The following is a 17,249-nucleotide window of genomic DNA, read 5'->3' on the forward strand; positions in this document are numbered from 1 at the left end:
GCACGCTCCAGCACCGCGCGGATCACCGTCGCGCCCAACTCCGGCGCCGCAATCTTCGCAAGCGAGCCGCCGAATTTGCCGACCGCGGTCCGCGCGGCCGATACGATCACTACGTCCGTCATTTCCCTTTCCTCCAGGCCCGCACGACACGGCGCATCGCTACCGGCCCTGTTAAAAAAACTGCGGTTCATCGGACAGCGTGCGCCGCTGTCCGGTTTTCGTCAATCGCGCTGCAACACGTAACGTCCCGGCGCCGGCTCGATCACCGGGAACTGCGCGGAACCGGGCTGGGCGGGCGGCGCCACTTTGCGGCCGCCGTACTGGTCGAGCCATTCGACCCAGGTCGTCCACCAGCTTCCCGGCTGCTCGGTCGCGCCGGCAAACCAGTCGTCCGGGGATTCGGGCAGGTCGCTGTCGTTGACCCAGTAGCTGCGCTTTTTCTTCGCCGGCGGATTGATCACGCCCGCGATGTGACCCGACGCGCCGAGCACGAACTTCAGCGGGCCCGTCAGGATCGACGTCGATACGTAGGCCGTCTGCCACGGCACGATGTGATCCTCACGCGAACCGTAGACGAAGGTCGGCACGTCGATCAGCGACAGGTCGACGGCCTCGCCGCATACGGTCAGCTCGCCCGGTTCGCGCAGCTTGTTCTCGAGATAGGTATTGCGCAGGTACCACGCGTACATCGGGCCCGGCAGGCTCGTCGAATCGCTGTTCCAGTACAGCAGGTCGAACGGCGCGGGCGTACGGCCCTTCAGGTAGTTGTCGACGACGTAGTTCCACACGAGGTCGTTCGGGCGCAGGAACGAGAACGTGTTCGCGAACTCGACGCCGCGCATCAGCCCCGGTTGCGTGCCGTTCTTGCCGCCGATGGTCTGCTCGCGCATCTGCACGTGCGCCTCGTCGACGAACACGTCGAGAATGCCCGTGTCGGTGAAGTCGAGCATCGCGGTGAGCAGCGTCATCGACGCGGCCGGATGTTCGCCGCGCGCGGCGAGCACGGCCAGCGCCGTTGCGAGCATCGTGCCGCCGACGCAGAAGCCGAGCGTGTTGATCTGCTCGCGGCCGCTGACCTGCTGCACGGCGTCGATCGCCGCGAGCAGCCCTTCGTTCATGTAGTCGTCCCACGTCTTGTGCGCGACCGATGCATCCGCATTGCGCCACGACACGAGGAACACCTGATGGCCATTCGACAGAGCATGCGCGACGAGCGAATTCTCGGGCTGCAGGTCGAGGATGTAGAACTTGTTGATGCACGGCGGGACGATCAGCAGCGGCCGCTCGAACACCTTGTCCGTCTTCGGCGTGTACTGGATCAGCTGGATCAGGTCGTTTTCGTAGACGACCGCGCCTTCCGTACACCCGAGGTTCTTGCCGACCACGAACTGCGATTCGTCGGTCTGCGAAATCTTGCCGCGCTGCAGGTCGCCGAGCAGGTTCATCATCCCCTGCCGCAGGCTTTCGCCCTGCGTCTCGAGAATCGATTTCTGCGCATCGGGATTGAGTGCGAGGAAGTTGCTGGGCGCGGCGGCCGCCGTCCATTGCTGGACCGTGAAACGGATACGCTCGCGCGTCTTCGGATCGGTCTGAAGCGCGTCGGCCAGTTCCTGCAGATAACGCGCGTTGAGCAGATACCAGGCAGCCGCGAACGCATGCGCGGGCGACGCCTTCCACGCATCGCCGCTGAAGCGGCGGTCCTTCAATTCGGGGGACTCGAGCTTCGCGGCGGCTGCCTGCTGCATCAGCGTCATGCAATCGCGCGCGTAGTCGGCCTGCAGCGTCTGGAGCCGTTCGGGCGGGATCGCGGCAACCGGCAGCTTCAGCCCCGCGAACGGCGACGCCATGCTGCCGAGATCGGGCATTGACGGCACCTGGAACGGAAACGACGTCGGGAACTGGAATGTCGCGAACGGATTCACGGTGGCCGACGCAGTCGCGGCGCGTGCCGGATCTGCAAAACCACGCCACGCGTGCAACCACGACTCGAACATCTGCTGCATCGGCTGGGCGGTCGGATCGAATCCGATGCTGCCCGCGGATGTGCCCGCCTGAGCGGACGTCGACGAATTTTTCGATGCTGTCATTACCTGCCTTACCGGTGATTCGTGAGCGTCAATCGTGAAATCCTGCTCGCGCGCGGCGTGCCGGCTGCGAGCCGGGCCGTCATGCTCTGGAGAGGCGTCTCCAGATTCTGCCGCAGTGCGGTATTTTTATCATTATCGTTTTCCCCATGTGAAGCGCCACGTCAAACCGCTGAACATTTCTGCGCGGAGATAATCCGTGTGCAACAGACGCGACAAGGGTTCCGGCGAAACATAAAACATATTGGTCGACTTGACTTCGGGATTTTTCATTCGACTGCGCATGCAACGCCGAATTGCCGCCGGAATATCGAGATAACCCGATTTCGCGGCGCAACAAAACCATGCGCGCATGCGCATGCCTTCAATCTGCCAGCCAGATCGCCGCCGCCATGCGGCCCGTTACACGGTCGCGCCGATACGAATAGAAACGCGCGTGTTCGGTGACCGTACAAGCTGTCCCGCCGCTTACGTGCGCCACGCCCGCGCGTGCGAGACGCAGTCGCGCGAGTGCATAGAGATCGGCGAGAAACTTGCCGGGCGCGCCGTCGATCGCGACGAACGCATGGCGGGTTTCATCATGCTCCGACTGCGGGGCCGTGTCGAGAAACGCGTCGCGCACGTCGGCACCGACCTCGAACGCCTGCGGGCCGATCGCCGGCCCGAGGTACGCATGAAGCGCGTCCGTCGCGCCGCCCGCGAGCGCCGCGACGCGCGTCGCGGTCTGCTCGACGATGCCGGCCGCGAGCCCGCGCCAGCCCGCATGCGCGGCCCCCACCGCCCGGCCCTGCGCGTCGCACAACAGCACGGGCAGGCAGTCGGCCACCATCACGACGCAGACGGCGCCCGCCCGGTCCGTGACGCTCGCGTCGGCCTGCACCGGCGCCGCGGCAGCCGGCGCCGCCGCGATCACCTCGTCGGCACGCACGATCTGCGCGCCGTGAACCTGCTCGAGCCATGCCGCGCTCGTCTGGCCCGCCAGTGCGAGCAAGCGTGCGCGATTCCCGGCGACATGGGCCGGATCGTCACCGGTATGCAGGCCGAGGTTCATCCCGCCCGGCAACGCGGCACCATCCTGCCAGCGCCCGTACGGGCCTTCGCTCACACCACCGTCGCGCGTCGTGATCAGCGCGCGCACGCGCGGCGACACCTGCCAGTCGGGCTGCACGCAGTCCTGCCACGTCAACGGCGCCAGGTTCGTCATCGGCACTCACTCCTCCTCATCGTCCAGGTACGGCTCATCGTCGTGATATTCGCCGCCGAAATCGTCATCGTCGTAGACACCGTCATCGTCGTCGAATTCCTCTTCACCCTGCCCGAAGCCGAGCGCCGCGACGAGCGCGTTCATGTCGTCGGGCAACGGGCAGCGCCATTGCACCATCTTGCCCGTCACCGGATGCACGAGGCCGAGCCGCCAGGCATGCAGTGCCTGCCGCGCGAATCCGTCCGGCAGCGGCGTGACCGAGCGCTTGCCGCGCGCGCGCCCGTAGACGGGATCGCCGAGCAGCGGATGGCCGGCGTGCGAGCAGTGCACGCGGATCTGGTGCGTGCGACCGGTTTCGAGGTCGCACTGGATCGCCGAAACCGGCTGACGTTGCCACACGCATGTGTCAACCGTACGGAAATGGGTGCGCGCGGGCTTGCCCGACGCGCCCGTCACGACGGCCATGCGCGTACGCTCGCGCGGATCGCGGCCGATTGGCGCGTCGATCGTGCCTTCCTCGGGCATCGTGCCCCACACGAGCGCGAAATAGCGGCGCTTCACCGTACGGGCCTGCAGCTGGCGCACGAGGTCCGTCTGCGCGGCCAGCGTGCGCGCCACCACCATCAGGCCGGACGTTTCCTTGTCGAGCCGGTGGACGATCCCCGCACGCGGCAGGCCGGCCGCCGCGTCGCCGTAGCGATGCAGCAGCCCGTTGAGGATCGTGCCGCTCCAGTTGCCGGCAGCCGGGTGTACGACGAGGCCGGCCGGCTTGTTGATGACGACGAGCGCGTCGTCCTCGTAGATGACGTCGAGCGGCACGGGCTCCGGCGTGAACGCGAGCTGCTCGGGAAGCAGATCGGGCACGAGCTCGATCGTCGCGCCGAGCGGCACCGGCTGGCGGATCTTCGCGGGCGCGCCGTTGACGAGCACGCGCTGCGCCTCGATCCAGCTCTGCAGGCGGCTGCGCGAGAATTCGGGGAACAGTTGGGCGAGCGCCTTGTCGAGGCGTTCACCCGCGAGCGACGACGGCACTTCGACGACGCGCGGCGCGTCATCGACGGCCGCGGACGGCACAACGGGCGGTTGCAATGCGTCGCCAATCAGATCGTCATCGAGGGAATCCCCCGAGGCAGCGTCGGCGGGCCGATCGCTTGGGCTATAATCTTCGCGATTTGGTGTGCCCGGCTGGGCATTCTGCGAACTTGAACGGGTCATTTAGACTGGGTCACCGAGACTTGAAGCTAGGACATGCGAGCATGATGAATTCGACCAAACGCACGGCCAGAACCGCCGCCGCCCGGGCTGCGGCGGTAGCGGCCGCGGCCCTCATCGCCGGCTGCCACGGCTTGCCGCAGAAGCAGGACGAGACGGCTACCTGGTCGAATAACAAATTATACTCAGAGGCCCAGGACGCACTGTCCGGCGGCGACTGGGGCAAGTGCGCGAAATATTTCGAATCGCTGCAAGGTCGCGATCCGTTCGGTCATTTCGCGCAACAGGCGCAGATCAACGTTGCATACTGCAACTGGAAGGACAACGAAGCGGCAGCCGCTGACCAGGCCGTCGACCGATTCATCCAGCTTCACCCCGATCATCCGGATATCCCGTACGCGTACTACCTGAAGGGGATGATCCACTTCAACGACGATCTCGGCCTGTTCGGCCGCTTCTCCGGCCAGGACATGAGCGAGCGCGATCCGCAGGCACTGCGCGAATCGTACGATGCGTTCAAGGTCGTCGTCGACCGCTTCCCGAAGAGCAAGTACGCGCCCGACGCCGCGGCACGGATGCGCTACATCGTCAACGCGCTCGCGTCGCACGAAGTGCACGCGGCCGACTACTACTACCGGCGCGGCGCCTACGTCGCGGCAATCAACCGCGCGCAGCTCGCGATCAAGGATTACAAGGGCGCGCCCGCGATCGAGGACGCGCTGCACATCATGATCCTGTCGTACGGCAAGCTGGACCAACCGCAACTCGCCGAGGACACGAAGCGCGTGCTCGCGGGTACGTTCCCCGACAGCCCGTACGTCACGGGCCACTCGCGCCCCGGCGCGAAGAAGTCGTGGTGGCAGTTCTGACGAACGCGCGACGCAACGCCCGTTGCACACACAAAAAACCCGGCCATCGAGCCGGGTTTTTTATTGGCGCCGCATTCATGCGGCGCAGGTAAGCCCGCGCGGCAATCGCCGCGCGCGCCGTCACGTGCGCTTGTCCGAGCGTTGCTCGTCGAAGAAATCCTGGACGACCGCGATCTCGCGGGTCCGCTTGAACGGCGGCAGGCTCTGCCAGATCCGGCGCCCGTAGGGCTTGTCGACGAGCCGCGTGTCGCAGATCATCAGCACGCCGCGATCCGTCTCCGCGCGAATCAGTCGGCCCGCGCCCTGCTTCAGCGTAATCACGGCCTGCGGCAACTGGTGCACGGCGAACGGGCTCAGCCCCTTCTTCGTCAGCGCGTCGAGCCGCGCGGCCAGCACCGGATCGTCCGGCGGTGCGAACGGCAGCTTGTCGATCACGACGAGCGACAACGCGTCGCCGCGCACGTCGACGCCTTCCCAGAAGCTCTGGCTGCCGACCAGGATCGCGTTGCCGTACGCGCGGAAGCGGTCGAGCAACTCGGTGCGGCTCGCATCGCCCTGCACGAGCAGCGGTGTGTTCCAGCCGCGCGACTCGATCACGTCGCGCAGCTTCGATGCGATCCGGTCGACCGCGCGCAGCGTCGTGCACAGCATGAACACGCCGCCGCCGGACGCCTCGATCGCCGGCAGCGCGGCATCGAATACGGCATCGGTAAACGCCGGCGAAGACGGTTGCGGCAGGTTGCGCGGCACGTACAGCAGCCCCTGCGTCTGGTAGTCGAACGGGCTCGCGAGCGTCATCGAGCGACGCGAGCTCAGGCCCATCTGCGCCGCGTAGTGCGTGAAATCGCCGCGCACCGACAACGTGGCCGACGTGAACACCCACGCACGCGGCACGCCCGCGCGCTGCTTTGCGAAGATCGGCGCGACCGACAGGGGCGTTTCGTGCAGCTGGACGGTATGCGCGAACACTTCGACCCAGCGCACCTTCTCGTTCGGATCGCCGTCGGATGCCGCCTTGTCGCCGGCCGCCGCCGCATCGGCCTTCGCGGCTTCCTCGGCCGCACCGGGGGCGACCCAGCCGGCCAGCAGGTCCTGCAGCTCGCGTGCGCGCCGCAGGCACGCACCGAGCGATTCCGCCCGCTCGGCCTGGCTGGCGAGCGCCGACGCGAGCGCGTCGAGCGCGGCGTCGAGCGCGTCGAGCGCACCGAACATCGGGTGATCGTCGCCAAGCTGGGCGAGCGACATGCGTACGATCTGGTCGTTCGCGAATGCAAGGCGCAAGTCGCGCGCCGCGCGTTCGAGATCGCCGCCGAGCTTCACCCACTCGACCGCGTCGCGAGCGTGGCTCAGGCCTTCGGCCACCGTGTCGCGTGCGAGCTCGAGAATCTGCGTCGTCGACAGCGTCTCGCCGAAGAACAGCGTCGCCGTCTCGGGCAACTGGTGCGCTTCGTCGAAGATGACCGTGTTCGCGTTCGGCAGCAACTCGGCCATCCCGGTGTCGCGCAGCATGATGTCCGCGAAGAACAGGTGGTGGTTGACGACGACGACGTCGGCCTGCTGCGCCTCGCGCCGCGCCTGCATCACAAAGCATTCCTTGTAGTGCGGGCACTCCTGGCCGAGGCAGTTGTCGCGCGTCGACGTGACCATCGACCACACGGGCGCCGTTTCCGGCACGCTCGCGAGTTCGGCCTTGTCGCCGCTCTTCGTGATCTTCGCGAAGCGGACGATTTCCTGCAGATAGGCCGTGTCCTGCCGCGACGGCAGGCGGCCGTTATCGGCCGTGCGTTGCAGGTAGTAGTGGCACAGGTAGTTTGCGCGCCCCTTGAGCATCGCGACCGTCACCGGCACCGCGAGTGCGTTGCGCACGGTCGGGATATCGCGCTGGAACAACTGGTCCTGCAGGTGCTTCGTGCCGGTCGACACGATCACCTTGCCGCCCCACAGCATCGCGGGCACGAGATACGCATAGGTCTTGCCGGTACCCGTACCGGCTTCGACGATCAGCGTGTTGTCGCCCGAGTCGCTGTCGGGCTCGGCCGCCGCCGCGGCGTCCGCGCCCGGCTCTGCCGTCTTGTCGCCGTCGCCGAGGCGGCGCGCCGACCGCTTGCGGGTTTCGAAGATCTCGGGCTCGGGCATCCGGCGCGCGGACGCTTCCATCGCGGACGCAACCGCACGCGCCATCTCGATCTGCGACGTACGCGGCCGATAGCCGTCGAGCGCGCGTGCCAGCAACCCGCCTTCGCCGAAGATCGTGTCGAGTTCGTCGACGCGCTTGCGACTCAGTTCGAAAGTGCCTTCGGGCGCACGAACGCGCCCGGCGGACGATGTGTCACGCCGGGCATCGGGGGTGGCTTCAAGCGGAGAATTCAAGGCAAGCGTTCCTGTGTGTCCAGCGCCCGTGCGGCGCCGGCGCTTGCCAGGCCGCGCTCAGGCGCGCTTATCCGGTTCCAGCTGCGATTGCAGCAAAATGATCTTGTCTTTGGCCGCCAGCTTTTCCTTCTTCAGCCGGTGCAGCGTGATGTCGTCGATGTCGGAGTGTCCTTCCTTCAGCTCGATCTCCCGAGCGAGCTGCTGGTGCTGCTCCTGCAATGCAGCCAAACGGTTGTGCAATTCCTGCTGCTGTTCCGTGTGACGGTTTTGCATATTTGCCTCCTCATCGAAGCAGCGCACCGGCTGGCGTGCCGGCGCGCTTGAGACTGATTCCGGATCAATCCAACACGTTACTGCCCCTGCTGTTGCTGCTGCTTGGCCTTCTCGGCCGCTTCCTGCTGACGCCGCTCGACGTCGGCCTTGTGCTGCACGGCTTCCTTCTGCTTCTGCTCGTAGCGCGCGGCGTTGTCCGCCCGCTCCTGCGCCTTCTGCGCAGCCTGCTGGTGCGCCTGGTCGAGCTTGTGCTGGAAGTCGGCCTGTTTCTGGTCGTACGCCTGCTTGCTCGCCGCGCGCTGCGGCCCTTCCGCGCCGCGCTGCGCCTGCTTCAGCGCATTTTGCTCCTGCTTGTCGCGGAACGCAGCCGCGTTCGCCGCGTCGGTCGCCGCGCGCTGCGGTGCTTCCGCCGCGTTCTGTGCCTGCTTCAGCGCCTGTTGCTGGTCGCGCTGCTGCGCGCGCACCGCGCGCTGCTCGTCGTTGAGCGCGAGTTGCTCCTGGCGGATGCCCGCCCGCTCGTCGCGCATCTGGTCGCGTGCCTTGCCGAGGCAGTGATTGACGAAGAATTTGCTGTAGCAATCGTGCTCGGCCACCGCATAACGATAATCGTTTTCCGCGGTGCGTTGATTGAGCACTTTTTGACGGGCGTCGAAATCCGGTACGGCGGAGGCTGCGGCAGGCGCGGCCGCGACGGCGTCCGGCGCGGTTGCGCCCGAGGCCTGCGCGAACACGCAGGAAGGCCCGGCAGACAAAGCCGCGGCGAGCGCTGCGCCGAGCGCGACGAGAGAAATGCGGGAAGTTGGCAACGTCGTAGGAAAGCTGCGGGACATGTGTCAAATTCTATCACCCCCGGCTGGAGCCTCCGCCATTTATGGCAAAATGCCCCGCTTCACTCACCCGCGGCCTCAGGCCCGTCGGGCCCGCCACGCAGCCCGCCGCTCCGGGCCTGTCGGCCCGCGCCGCGATTTCAGCAGGCAGATCATCCACGACATGACGGAAACCGTAGCACTCAAGATCGTACAGCGCATCGCCACCGAACTGTCCGTCCAGCCGCGCCAGGTCGCGGCGGCCGTGCAACTTCTCGACGAAGGCTCGACCGTTCCGTTCATTGCCCGGTACCGCAAGGAAGTGACCGGCAACCTGGACGACACGCAGTTGCGCCAGCTCGAGGAACGCCTCCTGTATCTGCGCGAGCTCGAGGATCGCCGCGCGACGATCCTGTCGAGCATCGACGAACAGGGCAAGCTGACCGACGAACTGCGTGCCGCGATCGACGCGGCCGACAGCAAGCAGGTGCTCGAAGACCTTTATCTGCCGTACAAGCCGAAGCGTCGCACGCGCGCACAGATCGCCCGCGAAGCCGGCCTCGAGCCGCTCGCGCAGGCGCTGCTCGCGAATCCGCTGCTCGACCCGCAAGCTGAGGCGGCCGCGTATGTCGACGCCGACAAGGGCGTCGCCGACGTGAAGGCCGCGCTCGACGGCGCGCGCGACATCCTGTCCGAACAGTTCGGCGAAACGGCCGAACTGCTCGGCAAGCTGCGCGACTACCTGCACAACCAGGGCGTCGTGTCGTCGGCCGTCGTCGAGGGCAAGGAAAACGAGGAAGGCGAGAAATTCCGCGACTATTACGACTACGCGGAAACGATCAAGACCGTGCCGTCGCACCGCGCGCTCGCGCTGTTCCGCGCGCGCAACGCGGGCGTGCTGACGGTCAAGCTCGGCCTCGGCGAAGAGCTCGACGCACAGGTGCCGCATCCCGGCGAGGCGATGATCGCGCGCCATTTCGGCATCGCGAACCAGAATCGCCCGGCCGACAAATGGCTGTCGGACGTGTGCCGCTGGTGCTGGCGCGTGAAGGTGCAGCCGCATATCGAGAACGAACTGCTCACGCAATTGCGCGAAACGGCTGAAGCCGAAGCGATCCGCGTGTTCGCGCGCAACCTGAACGACCTGCTGCTCGCGGCACCGGCCGGCCCGAAGGCCGTGATCGGTCTCGACCCCGGCCTGCGTACGGGCGTGAAGGTCGCGGTCGTCGACCGCACCGGCAAGGTGCTCGCGACCGACACGATCTACCCGCACGAGCCGCGCCGCGACTGGGACGGCTCGATCGCGAAGCTCGCGCGCATCGCCGCGCAGACGCAGGCCGAACTGATCAGCATCGGCAACGGCACCGCGTCGCGCGAAACCGACAAGCTCGCGAGCGAACTGATCGCGAAACACCCGGAGCTGCGCCTGCAGAAGATCGTCGTGTCGGAAGCCGGTGCGTCGGTCTACTCGGCGTCCGAACTCGCGGCGAAGGAATTCCCCGAAATGGACGTGTCGCTGCGCGGCGCCGTGTCGATCGCGCGCCGCCTGCAGGACCCGCTCGCCGAACTCGTGAAGATCGAGCCGAAGGCGATCGGCGTCGGCCAGTACCAGCACGACGTGAACCAGCGCGAACTCGCCCGCTCGCTCGACGCGGTCGTCGAGGATTGCGTGAACGCGGTCGGTGTCGACGCGAACACGGCATCGGCCCCGCTGCTCGCGCGCGTGTCTGGCCTGAACGCGACGCTGGCGCGCAACATCGTGGATTATCGCGATGCAAACGGCCCGTTCCCGTCGCGCGAACACCTGCGCAAGGTGCCGCGCCTCGGCGACAAGACGTTCGAACAGGCCGCCGGCTTCCTGCGCATCAACGGCGGCGAGAATCCGCTCGACCGCTCGTCGGTGCACCCGGAAGCCTATCCGGTCGTCGAACGGATGCTCGCGAAGATCAACAAGCGCATCGACGACGTGCTCGGCAACCGTGACGCGCTGTCGGGCCTGTCCCCGACGGAATTTGTCGACGAACGTTTCGGCCTGCCGACCGTACGCGACATCCTGTCGGAACTGGAGAAGCCCGGCCGCGATCCGCGTCCGGAATTCAAGACCGCGACGTTCCGCGAAGGCGTCGAGAAAGTGTCGGATCTCGTGCCGGGCATGACGCTCGAAGGGGTCGTGACGAACGTTGCCGCATTTGGCGCGTTCGTGGATATCGGCGTCCACCAGGACGGCCTCGTCCACGTGTCGGCGATGTCGACGAAGTTCATCAAGGACCCGCACGAAGTCGTGAAGGCCGGTCAGGTCGTCAAGGTCAAGGTGATCGACGTCGACGTGAAGCGCCAGCGCATTGCGCTGACGATGCGCCTCGACGACGACGCGGCAGCGCCCGGCATGTCGTCGCGCGGCGGCAGCCAGGATCGCGGCAATGCCGGACGCGGCGCCGCACGCCCGCCGCGCTCGCGCGAGCCGGAACCGGCCGGCGCGATGGCCGCGGCATTCGCGAAGCTGAAGCGCTGAGCACGCGAAAACCGTCGACGCACGAAAAGCCCGCCGAAAGGCGGGCTTTTTCATTGCGGCGGCGGACACGCGGTCGGCTACCGGATCCGATTGGCTAGTGCGGAATACGCGGCGCCGTGCGGCTGCGTTCGCGGTTGCGGCCGGCGATGCGAACGATCGCGGCCGGTTCGAGCGGTCGACAAGCGCGGCGCGCGGCCAGACGGCCCGCGCGCCGCACCCGGTCAGATCTCGATCTTCGTGCCGAGCTCGACGACGCGGTTGGCCGGAATCGAGAAGAAGTCGGTCGGCTTCGCGGCATTCTGGTGCATCCACGCGAACACGCGCTCGCGCCAGATCGACATCCCCGGCAGATGCGTCGGCACGACCGTTTCACGTGCGAGGAAGAACGACGTGTCCATCAGCTCGAACATCATGTCGTGCGTACGGCCGAATTCCTCGAGCACGGCCTTCACGTCCGGTGTCTCGTTGAAGCCGTACTCGGCCGTGACGATGTACAGCCCGCCGCCCGCATCACGCGCGCTCAGGCGCTTGTCGTCGCGCACGTAAGGAATGTCGCGCGTGACGAACGTCAGGAAAATGGTCCGCTCGTGCAGCACCTTGTTGTGCTTCAGGTTGTGCAGCAGGCTGACGGGCACGAGCTTGTCGTTGCCGGTCAGGTAGATCGCGGTACCCGACACGCGATGCGGCGGATGCGCGAGCAGCCCCTGCAGGAACGGCTCGAGCGGAATGCCGTCGGCCGCGGTGCGCTCCTTGACGATGTGGCGCCCCTTGTACCAGGTCATCAGCAGGAAGAACAGCAGCGCGCCGATGCCGAGCGGCAGCCAGCCGCCCTGCGCGACCTTCAGCAGGTTCGCGCCGAAGAAACCGAGATCGACCACGAGGAACACGGCGATGATCGCACCGACCAGCAGGCGGTTCCAGTTCCACACCTTCACCATCACGACGGCCGCGAGCACGGTCGTGATCACCATCGTCGCCGTCACCGCGATGCCGTACGCAGCCGCGAGGTTGTCGGAGCTCTTGAAGCCGACCACGATGCAGAGGATCACGAACAGCAGCAGCCAGTTCACGACCGGCACGTAGATCTGGCCGATCGCGAGTTCGGACGTATGCAGCACCTTCATGCGCGGCACGTAACCGAGCTGGATCGCCTGCGACGTCAGCGAATACGCCCCCGAGATCACGGCCTGCGACGCGATCACGGTCGCGACGGTCGACAGCACGACGAGCGGCAGCAGCCCCCATTCGGGCGCCAGCAGGAAGAACGGGTTTTCGATTGCCTTCGGGTTCTGGATCAGCAGCGCGCCCTGGCCGAAGTAGTTCAGCACGAGCGACGGCATCACGAGCCCGTATGCGGCGAGGCGGATCGGCTTGGCGCCGAAGTGGCCCATGTCCGCGTAGAGCGCTTCCGCGCCGGTCAGTACCAGCACGACCGAACCGAGCACGACGTAGGCCTGCAGCAGGTGATCGGCCATGAACGACGCCGCGTAGTACGGGTTGATTGCGGCGATGATGCCCGGCACGCGCACGATGTGGTACACGCCGAGCGCCGCGATCACGATGAACCACAGCACCATGATCGGGCCGAACAGCTTGCCGACCAGTGCGGTGCCGTGACGCTGGATCCAGAACAGCGCGATCAGGATCACGATCGTGATCGGCAGCACGAGGTGGGACAGGTGCGGCGTCGCGATTTCGAGGCCTTCGACCGCCGACATGACCGAGATCGCCGGCGTGATCACCGCGTCCCCGTAGAACATGCACGCGCCGAATATCCCCAGCGCCATCAGCGCACCCGCGACGCGGGTCTTCGAGTCGAGCGGCCGCAGCGACAGCGCCATCAGCGCGAGCACGCCGCCTTCGCCGTTGTTGTCAGCCCGCATCACGAACAGCAGGTACTTGATGCCGACCACCAGGATGATTGCCCAGAACAGCAGCGAGATCACGCCGAGAATCGAACTTTCGGTGAGCGGAATGCCGTGTGCGGGGCTGAACGCCTCCTTGAGCGAATACAGCGGGCTGGTGCCGATGTCGCCGAACACGACGCCGATGGCTGCTATCGCTAGCGCCCGCATCGAGTGTTGTTGCGTCGAATGCGGCGCGTGTGCTGCGTCGGTCGCGTGGATCGTGTCGTTCATATGAAGCGTAATAATCGGGTCCGGGTCGGACAAAACGAGCGCTATTCTACTCGCGCCCCCGTGAAACGCCGCCCTGCTCTGTTGCCGTGGAGCCACGTGATCCACGCCGCGCATGCAATCCGGCGCGAGCTGTGGCAGGGCTGCCATCATAGCCGGGGCTGCGCCGTCTGCCTACCGGATATGCAGAGCCCGCGGCGCGGCGCACCCGGCGCCCCAATGAAAAACGGCGCCGCAAGCGGCGCCGTACAAGGCTTTCCTTCAATCGGCCGGCCGCTTACGCGCCCGAACCGTCGCGCTGCGCGCGACCGCGTTTGATCCACGCCTCGAGGTTGTGCGGACGAACCGTGTCCCATTCCTCGAACGGCTGATGAATCCACGGATTCGTCGGCAGGAACTGCGTGTGATAGTCGGGCTTGACCTTCGAGCAACCCTTGTACCAGAGCACGGCCGAACGCACGGCCGTCACGGCCGGATAACGTTCCTTCAGGTGCTCCTGCACGCGCGCGAGCGTGACGCCCGAATCGACGAGATCGTCGACCAGCAGCACGTTGCCCGCGAGGTTGCCGCGCGTCATCGTGATGTACTGCGCGATGTCGAGGTCGCCCTGCTCGGTGCCGGCCGCCTCGCGGTACGAACTCGTCGCGAGGATCGCGAGCGGCACGTCATAAATGCGCGACAGTTGATCGCCGACGCGCAGGCCGCCGCGCGCGAGGCACAGGATCTGGTCGAACTTCCAGCCCGATGCATGCACCTGGAGCGCGAGGAGCTCGATCAGACGGTGATACTCGTCCCAGCCCACCCACAGATTCTTGTCGTCGTTGCGCGGATCGGTCATCAAGTCTGCCGCCGTCATCGAAATTTGCTGCGTCATCTGGGGTTACACCTTGAACGGATGGCGGAGCAGGATCGTTTCGTCGCGGTCCGGGCCCGTCGACACCATGTCGACCGGCACGCCGGCCACTTCCTGGACACGGGTCAGGTAGGCCTGCGCGTTCGCCGGCAGTGCGTCCCACGTCTTGATGCCCACCGTGCTTTCCTTCCAGCCGGCGAACGTCTCGTACACGGGTTCGCAACGGGCCACGTCGGCTGCGCCGCGCGGCAGGATGTCGGCATCCTTGCCGTCGATCTTGTAGCCGACGCACAGCTTGACCTCGTCGAGGCCGTCGAGCACGTCGAGCTTCGTCATGCACAGGCCCGACACGCCGTTGATCTGGATCGAGCGGCGCAGCGCGGCTGCATCGAGCCAGCCCGTGCGGCGCGGACGGCCGGTGACCGAACCGAATTCCTTGCCGACGTTCGCGAGCGTGACGCCGACCTGGTCCTGGCGCTGCGGGTTGTCCGCATCGTACAGTTCGCTCGGGAACGGACCCGAGCCGACGCGCGTGCAATACGCCTTCGTGATGCCGAGGATGTAGTTGAGCTTCTGCGGACCCACGCCCGCGCCAGCCGACGCCGCACCCGCGACGCAGTTGCTCGACGTGACGAACGGATAGGTGCCGTGGTCGATGTCGAGCAGCGTGCCTTGCGCGCCTTCGAACAGCAGGTTCTGGCCTGCGTTGTTCGCGTCGTACAGGCGGCGCGACACATCGGCCACCATCGGCTTCAGGCGATCGGCATAACCGAGCATCGTGTCGAGCGTGGCCTGGAAGTCGACGGCCGCGCCACCCAGGTACTGGGTCAGCACGAAGTTGTGGAAATCGAGGTTTTCGCGCAGGCGGTCGGCGAAAGTCTTCGCGTCGAACAGGTCCTGCACGCGCAGTGCGCGGCGGCCGACCTTGTCTTCGTACGCGGGGCCGATGCCGCGGCCCGTCGTGCCGATCTTGCCCGCGCCCTTGCGCGCTTCGCGCGCCTGGTCGATCGCGATGTGGTACGGCAGGATCAGCGTCGTGGCTTCGGAAATGAACAGACGGTCGCGCACGTTCACGCCGGCTTCTTCGAGCTCGCCGATTTCCTTGAACAGTGCCTCGGGGGACAGGACGACGCCGTTGCCGATGTAGCAGGCGACGCCTTCACGCATGATGCCCGACGGAATGAGGCGCAAGATCGTTTTCTTGCCGCCGATGATGAGGGTGTGGCCGGCGTTGTGGCCGCCCTGGAAACGCACGACGCCCTGAGCGTGGTCCGTCAGCCAGTCGACGATCTTGCCCTTGCCTTCATCACCCCATTGAGTTCCCACGACGACGACATTGCGCCCGGGAGTCACGTTCACTGCGCTGGCAGACATGTTGATTCGTTAGCTGGTTAAAAACGTATTCTACCTATGTTCGCGGGCGATTCCGAATTTTTCCGTTTCGCTTCAACGATATGCACGCCGAAGCACGGCCCGCGAACGCCTGTTTAACGGGGTTCGACCACCCATGCGCCATCGCGCTCGACGAGCGAACGATCGCATGCGAACTCGTCGAGCACGTGGTCGTGGCCCGGCAGCGCCTGGATCACGACCTCGCCCGCATCACGCAGCGCCGCGACGGCCGCGCGCAGCGCGTCGTCCTGCACCCACGGCGCGAGAATCGCGGTGCCGCGCGCCTCGATCGGCGAAATCCGTGCAAGCTCGCGCAGGTCGAGCGAGAAACCCGTTGCCGGTCGCGCACGGCCATACGCCTGGCCGACGTGGTCGTAACGGCCGCCGCGCGCGATCGCGTTCGGCACGCCGTCGATGTAGGCGCTGAACATCGCGCCGCTGTGATACGCGTAACCGCGCAGGTCGGCCAGGTCGATTGCCACTTCCACGCCCTTTGCCTGTGCGGCGAGCTGCGCCAGATCGTCGAGCGCCTGCGTAATTTCCGGCAGCACCGGCAACCGCGCACGCGCCTCGGCCAGTACGCTCGCGTCGCCGTAAAGGTGCGGCAGTGCGCGCAGCGCGGCGCGCGTATCGGCGCCGAGATCGTCGGTCAGTTCGTTCAGGAGCGGCACGTCCTTGCCCGACAGCGCGTCGTACAGCGACTCACCGCGCTCGGCGGCCTGCGCGTCGCGCGCGAGCAGCGCCGCGAGCACGCCTGCATGGCCGAGGTCGAGACGGATGCGCGACAGGCCCGCGAGGTGCAGCGCGTCGAGCATCAGCTGCTGGATCTCGAGATCGGCTTCCAGTCCGGCATGCCCGTAGATTTCGGCGCCAATCTGGATCTGCTCGCGCGTCGCGTGCAGGCCGCGCGGGCGCGTATGCATCACGTGGCCCGCATAGCAGAGACGCGTCACGCCCTGGCGGTTCAACAGGTGCGCGTCGATCCGCGCGACCTGCGGCGTGATGTCGGCACGCAGGCCGAGCGTGCGACCCGACAGCTGGTCGACCAGCTTGAAGGTGCGCAGGCGCAGATCGGCGCCGCCGCTCGTCAGCAGCGACTCGAGATACTCGAGCAGCGGCGGCATCACCATTTCGTAGCCGTACGAACGGAAGCGGTCGAGCAGCCTGCGACGCAGCTCCTCGATCTTGCGCGCTTCCGACGGCAGTACGTCGGCGATATTCTCGGGAAGTAACCAGGTCGACATCGGTACGGTCCTACGACGGGAAACAGCGCGCGACACGCGCGCCGCGAGATGAATCGGAAATTCGGAATCGGGCGGGACGAACGGCGGATGCGCCGTCCGGATCAGGTGGCGAGCAGCAGCAGCACGAGCCCGAGCGCCATCACGATCAGCCCGCCGATCCGGATATGATGCGGCGGCCGCTCAGCTATTCTACGAAACGTGTCGCGCCAGGCGACGGGAAACACGAAAGGGAACGCCCCCTCGATAATCAGCATCAGCGCTACTGCGAGCAACAACGAGCCAGCCAGGTCCATGC

At 66.4% G+C, this 17,249-nt stretch carries 14 protein-coding genes; 2 read left to right on the forward strand and 12 right to left on the reverse strand.

Features of this window, described 5'->3' with window-relative positions; all coding sequences use genetic code 11:
- The 4 genes from ACTRWB_RS20910 to ACTRWB_RS20925 all read right to left on the reverse strand — a co-directional run.
- Window positions 1–122 (reverse strand): thiolase family protein (locus ACTRWB_RS20910; RefSeq protein WP_446479784.1); only part of this gene is annotated, 122 nt, incomplete at its 3' end.
- Between the two features lie 99 nt (window positions 123–221).
- Window positions 222–2,087, reverse strand: a complete 1,866-nt coding sequence (gene phaC / locus ACTRWB_RS20915) for a class I poly(R)-hydroxyalkanoic acid synthase (RefSeq protein WP_446903118.1) — start codon at window positions 2,085–2,087, stop codon at window positions 222–224.
- Window positions 2,088–2,448: 361 nt separating this feature from the next.
- Window positions 2,449–3,288: a peptidoglycan editing factor PgeF gene (pgeF, locus tag ACTRWB_RS20920; RefSeq protein ID WP_446903119.1), complete on the reverse strand. Its 840-nt coding sequence runs from the start codon at window positions 3,286–3,288 to the stop codon at window positions 2,449–2,451.
- A gap of 6 nt (window positions 3,289–3,294) precedes the next feature.
- Window positions 3,295–4,503 carry an RluA family pseudouridine synthase gene (locus ACTRWB_RS20925; protein ID WP_446903120.1) on the reverse strand — a complete coding sequence of 403 codons (1,209 nt, stop codon included), beginning with the start codon at window positions 4,501–4,503 and terminating at the stop codon, window positions 3,295–3,297.
- A gap of 41 nt (window positions 4,504–4,544) precedes the next feature.
- Between ACTRWB_RS20925 and ACTRWB_RS20930 the strand changes: the two genes are divergently transcribed.
- Entirely contained in the window at window positions 4,545–5,369 is an 825-nt protein-coding gene (locus ACTRWB_RS20930) for an outer membrane protein assembly factor BamD (protein WP_129512264.1), read from the forward strand.
- 120 nt (window positions 5,370–5,489) lie between these two features.
- Here ACTRWB_RS20930 and ACTRWB_RS20935 read toward each other — a convergent pair whose 3' ends face one another.
- The 3 genes from ACTRWB_RS20935 to ACTRWB_RS20945 form a co-directional block, all read right to left on the reverse strand.
- Window positions 5,490–7,739, reverse strand: a complete 2,250-nt coding sequence (locus ACTRWB_RS20935; protein WP_446903121.1) for an ATP-dependent DNA helicase — start codon at window positions 7,737–7,739, stop codon at window positions 5,490–5,492.
- A gap of 57 nt (window positions 7,740–7,796) precedes the next feature.
- Window positions 7,797–8,012, reverse strand: a complete 216-nt coding sequence (locus tag ACTRWB_RS20940) for a YdcH family protein (RefSeq protein ID WP_006478692.1) — start codon at window positions 8,010–8,012, stop codon at window positions 7,797–7,799.
- Between the two features lie 77 nt (window positions 8,013–8,089).
- On the reverse strand, window positions 8,090–8,842 hold the full coding sequence (locus ACTRWB_RS20945; protein ID WP_446903122.1) for a hypothetical protein: 753 nt from the start codon (window positions 8,840–8,842) through the stop codon (window positions 8,090–8,092).
- A gap of 160 nt (window positions 8,843–9,002) precedes the next feature.
- On the opposite strand from ACTRWB_RS20945, the gene ACTRWB_RS20950 reads away from it, so the two are divergent.
- The gene (locus tag ACTRWB_RS20950; RefSeq protein WP_419683964.1) at window positions 9,003–11,330 is read left to right on the forward strand and encodes a Tex family protein; all 2,328 of its coding nucleotides are present in this window, start codon (window positions 9,003–9,005) and stop codon (window positions 11,328–11,330) included.
- A 221-nt stretch (window positions 11,331–11,551) separates the two neighbouring features.
- Here ACTRWB_RS20950 and ACTRWB_RS20955 read toward each other — a convergent pair whose 3' ends face one another.
- From ACTRWB_RS20955 to ACTRWB_RS20975, 5 genes are all read right to left on the reverse strand, one after another.
- On the reverse strand, window positions 11,552–13,468 hold the full coding sequence (locus ACTRWB_RS20955; RefSeq protein WP_412021713.1) for a potassium transporter Kup: 1,917 nt from the start codon (window positions 13,466–13,468) through the stop codon (window positions 11,552–11,554).
- Between the two features lie 274 nt (window positions 13,469–13,742).
- Window positions 13,743–14,339, reverse strand: coding sequence for a phosphoribosyltransferase (locus ACTRWB_RS20960; protein WP_048246924.1), 597 nt, complete (start codon window positions 14,337–14,339; stop codon window positions 13,743–13,745).
- Window positions 14,340–14,345: 6 nt separating this feature from the next.
- Window positions 14,346–15,692: an adenylosuccinate synthase gene (locus ACTRWB_RS20965; protein ID WP_129512269.1), complete on the reverse strand. Its 1,347-nt coding sequence runs from the start codon at window positions 15,690–15,692 to the stop codon at window positions 14,346–14,348.
- A gap of 113 nt (window positions 15,693–15,805) precedes the next feature.
- Window positions 15,806–16,954 (reverse strand): ATP phosphoribosyltransferase regulatory subunit, encoded by a 1,149-nt coding sequence (locus ACTRWB_RS20970; RefSeq protein WP_129512270.1) that lies wholly within the window; start codon window positions 16,952–16,954, stop codon window positions 15,806–15,808.
- Window positions 16,955–17,055: 101 nt separating this feature from the next.
- Window positions 17,056–17,247, reverse strand: a complete 192-nt coding sequence (locus ACTRWB_RS20975) for a DUF2065 domain-containing protein (protein ID WP_009687995.1) — start codon at window positions 17,245–17,247, stop codon at window positions 17,056–17,058.
- Window positions 17,248–17,249 lie beyond the last annotated feature (2 nt).

The sequence above is a fragment of the Burkholderia sp. YIM B11467 genome, assembly GCF_052952715.1.